The following is a 13,222-nucleotide window of genomic DNA, read 5'->3' on the forward strand; positions in this document are numbered from 1 at the left end:
ATTGCCGGGGAAAAGCAAAACGCAGCTTAAGGGGTGACTACCCGGCAGGTCGTTACTAAATTGGTTCGTTGATTATTCTTTGGAGGTTATTCATATGGATAGAGCAAGCATCCTTGTTGTGGAAGACGAGGATTCACAGAGGTCGCTACTAGCCGGACTACTCAGGAAAGAAGGCTACACGGTGTCAGAAGCGGGAAACGGCCATGAAGCCCTGGAGCTATTCAAGAACGATGTCTTCGAGATCGTACTCCTTGACTACAGACTCCCTGACACCGATGGATTGACCCTTTTGAAGCAATTCAAAGAGATGAACCCGGAAACAGAGGTTATTATGGTGACGGCCTTCGGCAGCATTGAGAATGCGGTAGGAGCGTTAAAGTCGGGTGCATCGGAATACCTTACGAAACCGGTCGATCTCGATGATCTTCTCTTCAAAATCAAAAAGACGGAGGAGAAAACATATCTGGTCCACGAAAACATGGTTTTGAAAGAGACACTGAAGGACAGGTTCAAATCCGAAGATTTTGTATATCACAGCGAGAAGATGCACGAAGTTGCAAGCCTTATCGTGCGCATCGCCAAGACTGATTCCACCTCGATCATTACCGGTGAAAGCGGCGTGGGTAAGGAGATGGCCGTCGATCTCATGCATTCGCTGAGCGACCGCAAAGAGTATCCCCTGGTGAAGGTCAACTGCGCCGCCATACCCGAGACGCTCCTTGAAAGCGAACTTTTCGGCTACGAGAAAGGCGCTTTCACGGGCGCTTATCAGAGAAAGATCGGCAAGTTTGAACTGGCGAACAAAGGCACTATTTTTCTCGATGAGATTGCTGACATACCGGTCGTTTTGCAATCCAAGCTTCTCAGGGTGCTCCAGGAAAAGGAGATCGAAAGGCTCGGCGGTCTTCATCCCATCAAAGTGGATGTCCGGATCATAGCGGCCACGAATAAAAGTCTTGAAGAAGAAGTCAAGAAAGGGACCTTCAGGGAAGACCTCTTTTACAGGCTCAACGTAGTGACCGTTCCGGTGCCCCCGCTTCGAGAAAGAAAGGATGATATCCCTCTTTTAATCGAGTTCTTTCTGAAGAAATACAACGCGAAACATAAGAAGAACATCAAGGGCATGACCAGAGATGCCCGTGACATTCTCATGAAATACGACTATCCGGGGAACGTGCGAGAACTGGAAAACATGACCGAACGGGCCGTGGTGCTCACCCGGGGCGATTATATTTCCAAAGAGGACCTGCCCGTGTTTTCAGGCGAGACAAAGGCACAAGTGGAAAAGAACATGAAGGAGACCGTTGAGGATATTGAGAGAAACATGATTCTCGACGCGCTTGTCGCCTCCGAGTGGGTTCAGACAAAAGCGGCATCTGTCCTGGGATTGAGCGAGCGAATGCTCAGGTATAAGATCAAGAAGTACCATATCGTAAAAGGCTCACGGAACGGAGAATAGTCCTTCGTATCGCCTTCAAGCTCGAAGCCGTTCGGCTTTGATGCCTCCTCTCGGACTATTCTTAACCGCTTCAGTTTTCCCGCCTGGTATGGTATAGATAAATATGCCCGATAATGCAGCCTTTCTTTCCTTTGAAGGCAAAAGAAACGGTGATGTCACGATCCTTTTATCGGGAAACGTCGGGCTCTCACAATTCGATACGTTACTCTCTCAGATTCAACTGATCTTTGACGAGCACAACCCCTCCCGGCTCACGGTAGACCTTGAGAAGGTGGAGTATCTCGACAGCGCCGGGGCCCTTTTTCTGGCGGAACTTAAAGAAGAAGCGGAAAAAAGGTCTGTTCCCTTTGCGGTTATACACGCCTCCGGCAAAAAAGAACAGATGATGAGCCTCGTCGACATGGATGCGATCCACGCTCACTCACTCGCTGCCTCAGAGAGATCGCTCAATCTGGTGGAACAGATCGGAAACGAAACACTCAATGTGCTTAAGGACCTCTACGAGGTGATTCTCTTCTTCGGAGAGCTTATCACAGAGACTGTCTATTCCTTAGGACATCCGAGAAAAGTGCGATGGGTTGAAGTGGTTTCCTCTATGAAAAAGGTGGGCGTCGACGGTGTTCCCATAGTAGCACTTATCAGTTTTCTGCTCGGCCTTATTATCGCCTTTATGTCAGCCCTGCAATTAAAGCAGTTCGGCGCCAACATCTATGTGGCCTCACTGGTGGCTGTGGCCATGGTTAGGGAACTGGGACCCATCATCACGGCCATTATCGTGGCCGGACGCTCCGGATCGGCGTTTGCCGCTGAAATAGGAACCATGCGGGTCAACGAAGAGGTGGATGCGCTCATCACCATGGGCTTTAACCCCATACGGTTCCTTGCCATTCCCAAGCTTTTTGCCTCCCTCGTGGTCGTTCCGATCCTCACAGGTTTTTCCAACATCTTCGCCGTTATAGGCGGCTTGGTTGTTGGGGTCGCGGGTCTCAACCTCACAATCTTTACCTATGTGCAACAAACGATGAATGCTATCGTGCTCTTCGACGTGGAGGCAGGCATAGCCAAGTCCACAGTATTCGCAGTATTCATCGCGGCGATAGGCTGCGAGCGGGGTTTTCAGGTGAGAGGCGGGGCGGAAGCGGTCGGAAGCGCGACAACGTCAGCGGTGGTTTCCGCCATATTCCTTATTATCGTCATCGACTCAACCTTTGCGATAATACTTCACTATATCCAATGAAAAGGGGTCAAACGCTGTCTAAAGCGTAAGGCGTGTATCTGATGGAAAAGAGGGAACCGGTCATAGAGGTAGAGGATCTTACTGTGCGTTACGGGGACAATGTGGTCTTGAGTGACGTAAGCTTTACAGTAGAGAAGGGAGAGATATTTGTCATCGCCGGCCCGAGCGGCTGCGGGAAATCGACGCTCTTGAGGCACATGATCGGGCTCGAAACGCCGGAAGCCGGCAGGATTGTCATCAACGGGGTCGACACGACTGAGATTGATGAAGATGAAATGAGAAGGCTGAGAAGGGGGATCGGGATGCTCTTTCAGGGAAGCGCTCTTTTTGGCTCCATGACCGTGGGAGAAAATGTGGCACTTGCTCTTACAGAGTTTACGGATCTGTCCGGTAAAGCAGTGGAGGATATCGTGAAGATGAAACTCGGCATGGTTGAGCTTTCCGGCTACGATAACCATCTTCCTTCGGAATTGTCAGGAGGCATGAAGAAAAGGGCCGGCATCGCCCGCGCAATGGCCCTTGAACCTGCGACTCTCTTTCTCGATGAGCCCTCAGCGGGCCTCGATCCCATAACCGCGGCGGAGCTCGACACGCTCATCAAAAAGATCAACATCGGTATAGGCACCACCATGGTCATTGTAACTCACGAGCTTGAAACCATATTGAATCTTTCACAGAGGATAATTATGCTCGATAAGAATACAAAGGGCATTATCGCCGAGGGCAACCCCAGAGAACTGAAAGAACGCTCCGGTGATCCGAGGGTAAGTAACTTTTTTAACAGACAGGCAGACCAAAAGAAAATGTGAGGGCCGCGCCATGCTCAAGAAAAAAAATTATTTCACAGTAGGGCTCTTTGTCCTTGTTGGTATCGCATGCGGGGTCGTTATTATTATATGGCTCGGCGCTTCACAATACTGGCAGAAGGGCAAGACATACGTTACCTACTTCGATGAATCTGTTCAGGGATTACAAATAGACTCAAGCGTCAAATACCGGGGCGTAGACATCGGTATCGTAGACAGGATCCGCGTTGCGCCGGATTACCGTTTGATAGAAGTGGTCATGCGAATACGGGAAATTGCGAACCTCGAAAACACGGCCACCGCAAGGCTGAAGGCGGCAGGCATAACGGGTATCGTGTATGTTGAATTAGACCACAGGCGTCCCGAAGACATGGCAAGGGCACCCAAGTTTTCCTTTGCCCCCGAGTATCCGGTGATCCCCTCAAACCCCTCAGACATCAATGAGATATTTACCGGTGTCGACAGCGTCATCCAGCAGATGAAACAAATTGATTTCAAGGGGATATCGGACCAGATAAAGTCCACAGCGGTAAATATCAACACAGTCGTGGGGAGCGAGCATACTCAACGGATTATCTCGAACCTCGACGCCATGACCACACATCTTGAAAGAGTCTCGAATCAGCTTAACGCTCTTATTTCCGACGGAAGACTTGACACCGTGCTGAATGATACACAGGAGAGCGTGAAAGAGGCCAAAGCCGTTATCAGGAAAGTGAAAGAAGAGGTGAACGCCCTGAATCTCGCTGATACCGCCGATAAGGCGAATCGACTCATCGACAGCGCCTCGGAGAAGACGAGGATTATCTCCACGGAGCTCGTGAGGACCGGCGAAAATCTGAGGAGGGCCTCCGAGAACCTCGAAGAGCTTTTGGCCAGACTGAAATCAGATCCTTCGGAGATTCTTTTCAGTGAACCGCCTGCAAAAAAGAGGTAGCGCTATGAAGAGACATACCCGAAAACTCTCCTCCAACGTCTGCTTGTTTTTGATCATTGCGCTTAGCTTTACGGGCTGCCTGGGACGGACAAAAGTCCCATATTCCGTGGACCGTTATACCCTTGATTACGAGCGTCCGGTGATCGGGGGACTCACCTCCGTGAACGAATTTATCCGTGTAGATCGGTTCTCGGTTGCTCAATCCTTCAACAGCACGGCCATGGTGTACAAGCCCTCACAGTATCGTTTTGATCAATATCCTTACGGTTTGTGGATAGTAAACCCTGGCGATTTGGTGAGCGACCTTCTCATTCGAGATCTCAGAGACTGCGGCCTCTTCAAAGGTGTGCTACGATACGATGCGGACGAGCCCGTGAGGTACGTGCTCCAAGGCTCGATTGAGGATTTTTACGAAGCCGACGAGGCCGCGTCCAGCCATGCCGTTTTGCATGTCAGCATTATGATCGTCGATAAGGGTGGAAAGCAAGGTCACGACGAACCTATTTTCCAGAAAACCTACCGGTTCGAGGCCCCCCTTCCGGGGCGATCTCCCGGGGATTTGGCGGGCGGGTTGAGCTCGGCCATGGCGCTTTTCTCCGGAGGGCTCATAAAGGACCTGAATAGCTTTTTCAAGGCACCCTGATCGCTGGAAAATGGCATGGCGGTTTCCCTAAGAGACCTGCATTCAGTTGCACGCAATAGTCCCTTGACAGAAGATTCGGTCAGGCTCATACTGATATAGGTGAGCGGGGAGTTTGCGGTTTTTGACTTTGCCTCACCCGTTAGAATGTGGTACAATAAATGCGTGTTTTCGAGGTAGCTCTATGTTTGCGATGACATTATGACGCCTAAAGACCCTTTAGTCGATCTCCTCATACATGATCTTACCGGACCCCTGGCAATCATTTCCACGAGTACCGCTCACCTGTTGAATAAAGAAGAGAAATACGGGCCGTACGATGATTCTCAAAAGGAGACCTTAAAGAGGATCCAGCGCAATGCCGACAAGGCAAAGGCGCTACTCCAGGAGATGGTTGAGGTTTATCGTTCGGAGGAAAGGTGCTTCAGAAAAGAACAATTCTTGATGCAAGACGTTCTCGGAGACGCCTTTCACGATGCCGTGGGAGTTGTGAGGCCTGACATTGAGGAAGAACTGTCGAAAACTGAGGACCGGAAAGAGTTCAGCAACCTCTTGCGGAAACACGGGATCGATATCGAAATAAGCGGAAAATACTGCGAGGATTTCTTCTCGCACGACCGAAAGAAGATCAGACAGATTATCCGTAATCTCATATCCAACGCCCTCAAATACCGCCGGAAAACCATGAAGCTCTGCGTTACGGGCGATAAGGACCTCATCATTTCTGTTGAGGATGACGGCGCGGGAATTCCCAAAGAGAAACAGAGCTACGTTTTCAAGCGATTTTCAGATGTCAATGGCAAAGAGGGGGCTCCTGAGGGGATGGGATTTGGCCTCTCCTGCGTGAAGAACCTGATCGAGGCTATGAGCGGTGAGATTGCTTTGAAAAGCGTGGAAGGTGCAGGTTCATGCTTTACTGTTCGCATACCACCGTTATAATCCATTAAACTTAAGAAAAAGGAGGATACCATGGGCGAATCTATTCTGAACGGTAAGCGAATTCTTGCTGTGGATGATGAACCGGATGTGCTAACGGTGCTCCAGGAAGAGATCATGGATGCCTGTCCCACCTGCGTCTTCGATAAAGCCACGAGCTTTGAGGAGGCGGTCAAGCTCCTGGAAAGCAGGCCTTACGACATCGCTATCCTCGACATAATGGGGGTGAAGGGTTTTGACCTTCTTGAAATAGCCGTCAAGAAGAAACTCAGAGCCGCTATACTGACGGCGCACGCCTTAAGCCCCGAAGCTTTGAGACGTTCCTACGAAATGAAGGCAAGAGCGTATCTACCCAAAGACAAGCTTGGCGAAATAGTGCCATTTCTCGAAGACATTTTGAAATATGATTACGATACCGGCTGGATGCGTCTCGCTAGGAACCTGCACAGTTTCTTTACCGAACGATTCGAGTCGGATTGGGAAAAGAAGACGGGAATGCCCTGGAGAGAGTGGGCTAAGTAAGCCGTTTTTTTGACTTGATTTGTGAGTCGCTGAGAATCTGAAATTTACGTATCCATTTTGTTCGCGGACCGCGTGAGTTGTTCGGGTATGGTTTTATCGCGGTCATAGTCGTGAAAGAGTGCCTGCGCTCGTTCTGCCACTTCGTATGGGCTTAAACACTCGCTCACATATCGTTTGAGTCAACACCATACGTGACCCCATCGCAAGTCCACCAGGAAGTTGACGGGAATACCTGCATCGATACTGAGACTTTTGAGATCGTCCACCCAATCCTTTCCGGATGAGCGACGCCTCGGTACGAAACATAAATTTCTCTTGGCTTAAGCCACCCTTTGGTGTAGATTAAAGCACTATTTCTCCGGAGGAATCGATGAAGAGGATTTTCAGCGGTATTCAACCCACAGGTGAAATTCACCTCGGTAACTACGTGGGGGCTATACGCAACTGGGTCTACTTGACACAGGAGTACGACTGTATCTTCTCTGTTGTCGATTATCACGCAATCATTGTGGAATATCCCATTGACGAGTTCAAGAAACGGATTCTCGATACCGCGCTTGTGCTTCTTGCGTGCGGCCTATCCCCCGAGAACGCCAAGATCATGGTTCAGTCTCATGTACACGAACATACGGAACTTGCCTGGATATTCAATTGTGTGACCCCCATCGGCGATGCCGAACGGATGACCCAGTTCAAGGACAAAGCAAAACAGCACCGGGCCAACATCAACATGGGGCTCTTGGACTACCCGGTGCTCCAGGCGGCTGACATTCTTCTCTACAAGGCGGGCTACGTGCCCGTGGGCGAAGACCAGGTCCAGCACATCGAACTCTCGCGGGAGATCGCCCGGAAGTTCAATACACGTTTCGGCGAAGTCTTCCCCGAGCCCCAGCCCATCCTGTCCATGGCCCCCAGAATCTTAGGCGTGGATGGCGCATCCAAGATGTCGAAGACGCTCAACAACTATATCGGTGTGATGGAAGAAGATGACGCAATCTGGGAGAAGTTACGCACCGCCGTCACGGACGTAAACCGCGTGAAGCGTAAGGACCCGGGAAACCCGGAAATATGCAATATCTACACGATCCATAGGGCTTTTTCCGATAACCAGATGCTGATCACCATCGATAAAGGCTGTAGATCGGCCGATATCGGTTGCATAGACTGCAAGAAGATGCTCTTCGAGAATCTGCGCAAAGAACTGACCCCAATTCGTGAAAGGGCCCGTGCCCTTCGGGAGGATCCTGACTACATTATCGACGTATTGAAACAGGGCGCCTCAGCGTGCAGCGTAATAGCCAGACAGACCATGGCCGAGGTGCATGATGCGCTCGGCCTCTTACTGCCCCGGTAGACAGCTTGTCTTTTCTCTTTGAATCATCAAGCCGATAATACATGGCCACGAAAGTTTAGGCTAACCGGATTCTTAGGTGTTCACCATTCAAAAAGACCGGCGCTACCCTATGCATTCTTTGAGGACGCGCAGGACATTACCGGCCATGAAGGCGGCGATATCCTCTTTAGTCAATCCGACCTGAAGCATGGCGTCGGCAAGCTTTGTGATATCCCTGATATCCTTGTATCCCTCGATCATGCGCGTGGCTTTGAAGAAGCCGCCGGTATCCGTACCCAGGCCGATATGCTCGATGCCGAGTCGCTTACTCATGGCGAGCGCTTCTTTTGCCCAGTCGAGAAAGGTTTCTCGTTGCAGGCTCCTGCGCCTTATGGCGAGGGGCCACGTGCAGACGACGCCGCCGGTTTTCGCTACCATCTCCATCTCCTTCCACGAGCGGCTTCTTGTCCCGAGGGACTCCGCCGTATAGGTAAGGCTCGTATGCGAATCGATGAGTGGCTTACCTGATATTGCAACGATGTCTCTTAGCGTATCTATGTGGGCATGGGCCACATCAACCGCGATGCCCAGTTCCTGCATTTTGCCGATGAGTTTCTTTCCTTCGTTCGTGAGCCCCTTATGCCTGGGTGGAGCGGTCATAATGTCACCGAAGGCGTTTATCCGATAGTGTACGAGACCGATGGCCCTCACCCCGTATTGGTAAAGATCGTCAATCTTTCCCGGGTCGGCCTCGAGTACATCTGCCCCCTCGAGCGCGAAGAAACCGCCGATTTTGTTTCCGGGATCGGAAAGCTTTGGAATATCCGAGGTCTTTCGGACGATCCTGGCGCCAGTGAATTCGATCACTTTTTCGGCACGGTCGAGCTCTTCGATCACCCGTTCATAAGTGGCCGGAATTCGGTCATAAAAATCGGCCGCTTTCGGGACATCGCCTACGGCGGAAAAACTGCTCGTAACCGTGCCTAACTGCCTCATGTTCCTTATTGCCTGGGCTCTTACACTCAAGCTTGCCGGTTCCGCCTTTAAGATCATTGCGGGATGAGCGTGTGCGTCTATAATAGGCATCTCACTCAAAAGCTTACTGCCCGGAGTCGATTCCTCCGCGCGCAAGGGAATAGTGCCGGACCCCAAGGACAGGGCGGCTGCCGTGACGGTCTTCAGGAATTGTCTTCTATTCATCGATTCCTCCGTACTATTATAATCATACAGAAAGAAGATCGAGTATAAAAGAAAAAAACGTCACAAACCTACGCTAAAATATTTGGAAAAGTTGACTTTTTGCCTTCTTGCCGTTAATATAGTGAAAGCATGACTGAAAATCCCGTCAAGCGATACGGCTTCATAATCCTTATATCCATGCTTTTTTTCCAGATAGCATTTTCGGACGGTGGTGTCTACGATTGCATCAAGACGAAAAGAAAAATAGGTGCCATCGATCAAGCGATCCGAAAGACAGAAAAGGAAAACGCCATGCTCGCGCAGGAACTGGAAAAATTGCAGAAAGATGATCAGTATCTGGAAGATGTGGTGAGGATAAAGTACGGTTTCGTGAGGGATGGGGAAAAGGTATACAGGGTTGAAAAATGAAATACGAAGGCGCTATTTACCGGCCGCCGAGCGAGGCGGAGAGTCTGATTTTGCAGGTAACGATCGGATGTTCCCACAACAAATGCACATTCTGCGGTTCTTTTAAAGAGAAGAAGTTTCGTCTCCGTTCCTTCGAAGAAGTAAAAGAAGATGTTGATGAGGCCAGGCAATACGCCCGCTACATTAAGAAGGTCTTTATCGCCGACGGGGATGCGCTTATCATCCCGCAAAAAAAGCTTATACCCATTGTGGAGCTTATTAAGAACGCATTCCCGAAACTTGAACGCATAGGCCTCTACGGTAATACCAAATCGATTCTCAAGAAATCAGTTGAAGAGCTCAAGACCCTGAAAGAATTAGGCGTAGGTATCATTTACCTTGGCGTAGAGTCGGGAGACCAGGTTGTCCTCGACCGGGTGTGCAAGGGAACAATCCTCGACAAGACCGCTCAAGCGGCGAGTAGGGTAAAAGAGGCCGGCATCATCCTCTCTGTCACTGTCCTTCTCGGCCTGGGAGGGGTTGAGAGGAGCGCGATCCACGCAGAACAGACAGGTAAATTCCTCACGAGGATTCAGCCGGATTACGCAGGGGCGTTAAGCGTGATTGTTGTGCCGGGAACACCGCTTGCCGAAGAAGTGAAAAAGGGTACGTTCAAAGTCCCCGATCCCTATATGCTCCTCGAGGAGCTTGACGTCATGATAAAGAACATCGATGCTGACCACATGTACTTCGCATCCAATCACGCCTCCAACTATCTCCCGGTCAAAGGGTGGCTTCCGGAGGAGAAACAGAAGATGCTCAAAGCCATTGAATATGTCTTGCGTCAGAAAGACCCTTCCATGTTGCGTCCCGAATTTATGAGGGCGCTCTGAGATGAAAAGACAGACCACAGGTGTTGAGCAGAACGGGGAATTTGTCGATGTTCCCGTGCGGGTGCGTTATGCCGATACGGACATGATGGGCATTGTTTACTATGGTAGCTATCCGGCCTACTTTGAGATCGGGCGTAGTGAATACATGAGGGAGAAAGGGTTCACCTACCGGGAATTTGAAGCCCTGGGCTATCACCTCGTGGTCGTAGGCATGGAGGCGAAATATTATAATTCGGCCACCTACGACGACCTCTTGATTGTGAAGACGCGAATCTCAGAGTTGCAGTCAAGGGGGCTCGCCTTTCACTACATCATATACAGGGACGAAACAATCATCGTCGAGGGAAGAACCAAACATCTCTGCGTCAATGCAAACAAAAAGCCCGTGGTTATCCCCCCACTTCTTCTGAATGTTCTGAGAAATGTCAAGGTCAAGTAACATCCTCATCATTCGGTTAAGTTCCCTTGGAGATGTGCTGATGAGCATCCCTGCGGTCAAGGCCATTCGTGACCGGTTTCCTGATGATCATATCTCCTGGCTCGTGGAGGGGTCTGTCGGCGAATTTCTCGGTGGCCAGGATTTTGTCGATGAGGTCATCTTCTTTCCCAGGGGAGAGGCATCGCAAGGACTCAAGACGGGTAATATTGTCAGGACCGGTAAAGCCGTGCTCCCGTTCTTGCGACGTTTAAGAGAACGCGAGTACGACCTCATCATCGATTTTCACGGCATAGCCAAGAGTGCAATCTTTTCGATGATTGCCCGCGGGAGAAAGAAGATTGGCTTCGGGAACATGTACGCCAAAGAAAAAAGTCACTTCTTCTACCACCATCGGGTAAACGGCCAGGACAAAAGGATGCACAAGGTCGAGAGGAACATGCTCCTCGCACACCATCTCGGCTGCGCGAGCGGTGTCCCGGAAGTGGCTCTCAGCGCATCCGATGAAGCCACGGCATTCATCGACTCTTTTCTTAAGAAGACCAACGCACCTTCTGTTCTATTTGCCGTTAATCCTTTTTCCAGTGCAGGTACCGACTTCAAGCGATGGCCAATGGAACGGTATGGACAACTCATCACGCGTCTCAACCGGGCGCTGGGAGGCAAAACGGTGATCCTCTGGGGCCCCGGCGAAGAAGAGGAAGCAAGGCGTCTTAAGGCGCTCGCCGGAGACGCCGCGGTACTTGCCTGCCCCACAAATATCCCCCAGCTTTTCGCCCTGCTCAAGAAGGCCAACGCGTACATCGGCGGCGATACTGGGGTTATGCACCTCGCGGTCGCGGCAGGGACGCCGGTTGCTGCCATATTTGGCCCGACCGACGTGAAGGTCAACGCGCCATATGGGGCACGCCATCTGGTCATCACAAACAATGTCCCGTGCAGCCCGTGCAAAAACAGGGACTGCAAAGAACGCGAGTGCCTCACGCAGATTAGCGTCGATCAGGTTTTTGAAAGCGTAATGAACCTTTACAACAAAAGCAGGGCCCATTAATGCGCGTACTCTTCATATATCCCAACCTGAATACACAGATAGGCTTCAACTACGGCATCTCCTATATCTCAGGGCTTCTCAAGCAGGAAGGCATCGAAACGTACCTCATCAACATCAACGAAAAACTCGGATTTCCTCTCAACCATGATCGGATCAGGAAGGAGGTCCTTTCCATCAAACCTGACCTCATAGGGTTTTCGGTGCTCACGAACCAGTACAAGTATGCGCTTGAGATCGCGCGAAACATCAAGCAGTACTCCACCGCACCCATCCTTTTCGGAGGCATCCATGCTACCATGGATCCCCATGAAACATTGTCTCAGCCGTGGGTCGATTATATCTGCGTCGGAGAAGGAGAAGAGGCCTTGCTGGAACTTGCTCGCAATGGGGGCCCTCAGGGCGTGAAGAACATGGGATATAAATCCCAGGGCGCCTCTGTCATAGAGCCCTTGAGGCCCTTCACGGATATTACGAAGCTCCCTTTCAAAGACTATGAGATCTTTGATTTTCAAAGACTCATTGACGCGAAAGACGGCTGGGTGGGACTCACCGCGTCGCGGGGATGCCCGTTCAGGTGCACCTACTGTCTTAACCATAAGATCATCGGGCTTTACAAGGAGCATGGCCATCTTCCGAAATACTACATTCGCCGTCATACGGTAGACCAGATGGTCACCGAGATAGATTACCTGCTTTCGCACTACAGCGGCATAAGGATGTTCATTTTCGATGACGATATATTTACATTCGACAAGGCCTGGCTTAAAGAATTTACCGGGGCATACAAAAGCATGACCCGCATTCCCTTTGTGTGCAACGCGCATGCGCGGGTATTCGACGCCGAAACGGCCGGCTACTTGAGAGACGCGGGCTGCAAAATCGTGAAGTTCGGTCTGGAGAGCGGAAGTGACCGGATCCGAAGAGGTGTCCTGCACAGATACATGTCAAACAAAGACATCGAGGATGCCTTCCGGGTGGCGCACCAATTTGGACTCCACACATCGGCTTTTGTCATGGTAGGACTTCCCCGTGAAACCGTAGCGGACATCAAAGAAACGGTGGAGCTTCTGGCCCGGATTAAGCCAGGACGTTTCCGATGGTCCCTGTTTTTCCCCTTTGTGGGCACAAAGGCTTATGAGATAGCGGAGAAGGCTGGCCAGATTGACTTTGCGAAGATGAATGAGCTCGACAACTTCACTGATGAGACGTGCATGATGCTTGGAGAGGAGGTGGACCTCTATGTGGACAAGGTTAAGACCTTGCTCTGCGCCTTCGTCAATGGATATGCCGATATCGATGGGGAGAAGAAATATCGTGATGTGGTGGAAAGAATCGAGGCCCTCGACCGAAAGACCTGGCGTAAGGAGAAAGAGATACTCATCGGT

Annotated in this window: 14 protein-coding genes; 13 read left to right on the top strand and 1 reads right to left on the bottom strand. The window is 50.7% G+C overall.

Translation table 11 applies throughout. The features are described 5' to 3' along the window. Positions 1 to 94: 94 nt before the first annotated feature. The 8 genes from VMT62_10395 to trpS all read left to right on the top strand — a co-directional run bounded on the left by VMT62_10395 (position 95) and on the right by trpS (position 7,891). Entirely contained in the window at positions 95 to 1,459 is a 1,365-nt protein-coding gene (locus tag VMT62_10395; protein HVN96830.1) for a sigma-54 dependent transcriptional regulator, read from the top strand. 103 nt (positions 1,460 to 1,562) lie between these two features. After that, positions 1,563 to 2,696: an MlaE family lipid ABC transporter permease subunit gene (locus VMT62_10400; GenBank protein ID HVN96831.1), complete on the top strand. Its 1,134-nt coding sequence runs from the start codon at positions 1,563 to 1,565 to the stop codon at positions 2,694 to 2,696. 41 nt (positions 2,697 to 2,737) lie between these two features. Further along, on the top strand, positions 2,738 to 3,505 hold the full coding sequence (locus tag VMT62_10405) for an ATP-binding cassette domain-containing protein (GenBank protein HVN96832.1): 768 nt from the start codon (positions 2,738 to 2,740) through the stop codon (positions 3,503 to 3,505). Positions 3,506 to 3,515: 10 nt separating this feature from the next. Next, on the top strand, positions 3,516 to 4,439 hold the full coding sequence (locus tag VMT62_10410; GenBank protein ID HVN96833.1) for an MlaD family protein: 924 nt from the start codon (positions 3,516 to 3,518) through the stop codon (positions 4,437 to 4,439). 4 nt (positions 4,440 to 4,443) lie between these two features. After that, entirely contained in the window at positions 4,444 to 5,082 is a 639-nt protein-coding gene (locus tag VMT62_10415; GenBank protein ID HVN96834.1) for an ABC-type transport auxiliary lipoprotein family protein, read from the top strand. A 198-nt stretch (positions 5,083 to 5,280) separates the two neighbouring features. Beyond that, positions 5,281 to 6,018 (top strand): HAMP domain-containing sensor histidine kinase, encoded by a 738-nt coding sequence (locus VMT62_10420; protein HVN96835.1) that lies wholly within the window; start codon positions 5,281 to 5,283, stop codon positions 6,016 to 6,018. A gap of 30 nt (positions 6,019 to 6,048) precedes the next feature. Beyond that, complete coding sequence (locus tag VMT62_10425; GenBank protein HVN96836.1) at positions 6,049 to 6,537, top strand: response regulator; 489 nt, start codon at positions 6,049 to 6,051, stop codon at positions 6,535 to 6,537. Between the two features lie 370 nt (positions 6,538 to 6,907). Then, a complete protein-coding gene (trpS, locus tag VMT62_10430; GenBank protein ID HVN96837.1) occupies positions 6,908 to 7,891 on the top strand; it encodes a tryptophan--tRNA ligase in 984 nt (327 codons plus the stop codon). Positions 7,892 to 7,993: 102 nt separating this feature from the next. Here trpS and VMT62_10435 read toward each other — a convergent pair whose 3' ends face one another. Continuing rightward, positions 7,994 to 9,070, bottom strand: coding sequence for a membrane dipeptidase (locus VMT62_10435; GenBank protein ID HVN96838.1), 1,077 nt, complete (start codon positions 9,068 to 9,070; stop codon positions 7,994 to 7,996). A 129-nt stretch (positions 9,071 to 9,199) separates the two neighbouring features. On the opposite strand from VMT62_10435, the gene VMT62_10440 reads away from it, so the two are divergent. From VMT62_10440 to VMT62_10460, 5 genes are all read left to right on the top strand, one after another. Further along, positions 9,200 to 9,478, top strand: coding sequence for a septum formation initiator family protein (locus tag VMT62_10440; GenBank protein ID HVN96839.1), 279 nt, complete (start codon positions 9,200 to 9,202; stop codon positions 9,476 to 9,478). Continuing rightward, the gene (locus tag VMT62_10445; GenBank protein HVN96840.1) at positions 9,475 to 10,350 is read left to right on the top strand and encodes a radical SAM protein; all 876 of its coding nucleotides are present in this window, start codon (positions 9,475 to 9,477) and stop codon (positions 10,348 to 10,350) included. The genes VMT62_10440 and VMT62_10445 overlap by 4 nt, the downstream gene beginning before the upstream one ends. A gap of 1 nt (position 10,351) precedes the next feature. Next, the gene (locus tag VMT62_10450) at positions 10,352 to 10,789 is read left to right on the top strand and encodes a thioesterase family protein (protein ID HVN96841.1); all 438 of its coding nucleotides are present in this window, start codon (positions 10,352 to 10,354) and stop codon (positions 10,787 to 10,789) included. Between the two features lie 40 nt (positions 10,790 to 10,829). Beyond that, complete coding sequence (locus VMT62_10455; GenBank protein HVN96842.1) at positions 10,830 to 11,837, top strand: glycosyltransferase family 9 protein; 1,008 nt, start codon at positions 10,830 to 10,832, stop codon at positions 11,835 to 11,837. Beyond that, positions 11,837 to 13,222, top strand: a 1,386-nt coding sequence (locus VMT62_10460; GenBank protein HVN96843.1) for a radical SAM protein, incomplete at its 3' end; no start/stop codon positions are given. The genes VMT62_10455 and VMT62_10460, both read left to right, overlap by 1 nt.

Source organism: Syntrophorhabdaceae bacterium (genome assembly GCA_035541755.1).
Classification (GTDB): domain Bacteria; phylum Desulfobacterota; class Syntrophorhabdia; order Syntrophorhabdales; family Syntrophorhabdaceae; genus PNOF01.

Excerpts from the sequence above, each read along its gene's own strand:
- VMT62_10395 (HVN96830.1), top strand. The coding sequence starts at position 95 with ATGGATAGAGCAAGCATCCTTGTTGTGGAAGACGAGGATTCACAGAGG.
- VMT62_10400 (HVN96831.1), top strand. The coding sequence starts at position 1,563 with ATGCCCGATAATGCAGCCTTTCTTTCCTTTGAAGGCAAAAGAAACGGT.
- VMT62_10405 (HVN96832.1), top strand. The coding sequence starts at position 2,738 with ATGGAAAAGAGGGAACCGGTCATAGAGGTAGAGGATCTTACTGTGCGT.
- VMT62_10410 (HVN96833.1), top strand. The coding sequence starts at position 3,516 with ATGCTCAAGAAAAAAAATTATTTCACAGTAGGGCTCTTTGTCCTTGTT.
- VMT62_10415 (HVN96834.1), top strand. The coding sequence starts at position 4,444 with ATGAAGAGACATACCCGAAAACTCTCCTCCAACGTCTGCTTGTTTTTG.
- VMT62_10420 (HVN96835.1), top strand. The coding sequence starts at position 5,281 with ATGACGCCTAAAGACCCTTTAGTCGATCTCCTCATACATGATCTTACC.
- VMT62_10425 (HVN96836.1), top strand. The coding sequence starts at position 6,049 with ATGGGCGAATCTATTCTGAACGGTAAGCGAATTCTTGCTGTGGATGAT.
- trpS (HVN96837.1), top strand. The coding sequence starts at position 6,908 with ATGAAGAGGATTTTCAGCGGTATTCAACCCACAGGTGAAATTCACCTC.
- VMT62_10435 (HVN96838.1), bottom strand. The coding sequence starts at position 9,070 with ATGAATAGAAGACAATTCCTGAAGACCGTCACGGCAGCCGCCCTGTCC.
- VMT62_10440 (HVN96839.1), top strand. The coding sequence starts at position 9,200 with ATGACTGAAAATCCCGTCAAGCGATACGGCTTCATAATCCTTATATCC.
- VMT62_10445 (HVN96840.1), top strand. The coding sequence starts at position 9,475 with ATGAAATACGAAGGCGCTATTTACCGGCCGCCGAGCGAGGCGGAGAGT.
- VMT62_10450 (HVN96841.1), top strand. The coding sequence starts at position 10,352 with ATGAAAAGACAGACCACAGGTGTTGAGCAGAACGGGGAATTTGTCGAT.
- VMT62_10455 (HVN96842.1), top strand. The coding sequence starts at position 10,830 with ATGAGCATCCCTGCGGTCAAGGCCATTCGTGACCGGTTTCCTGATGAT.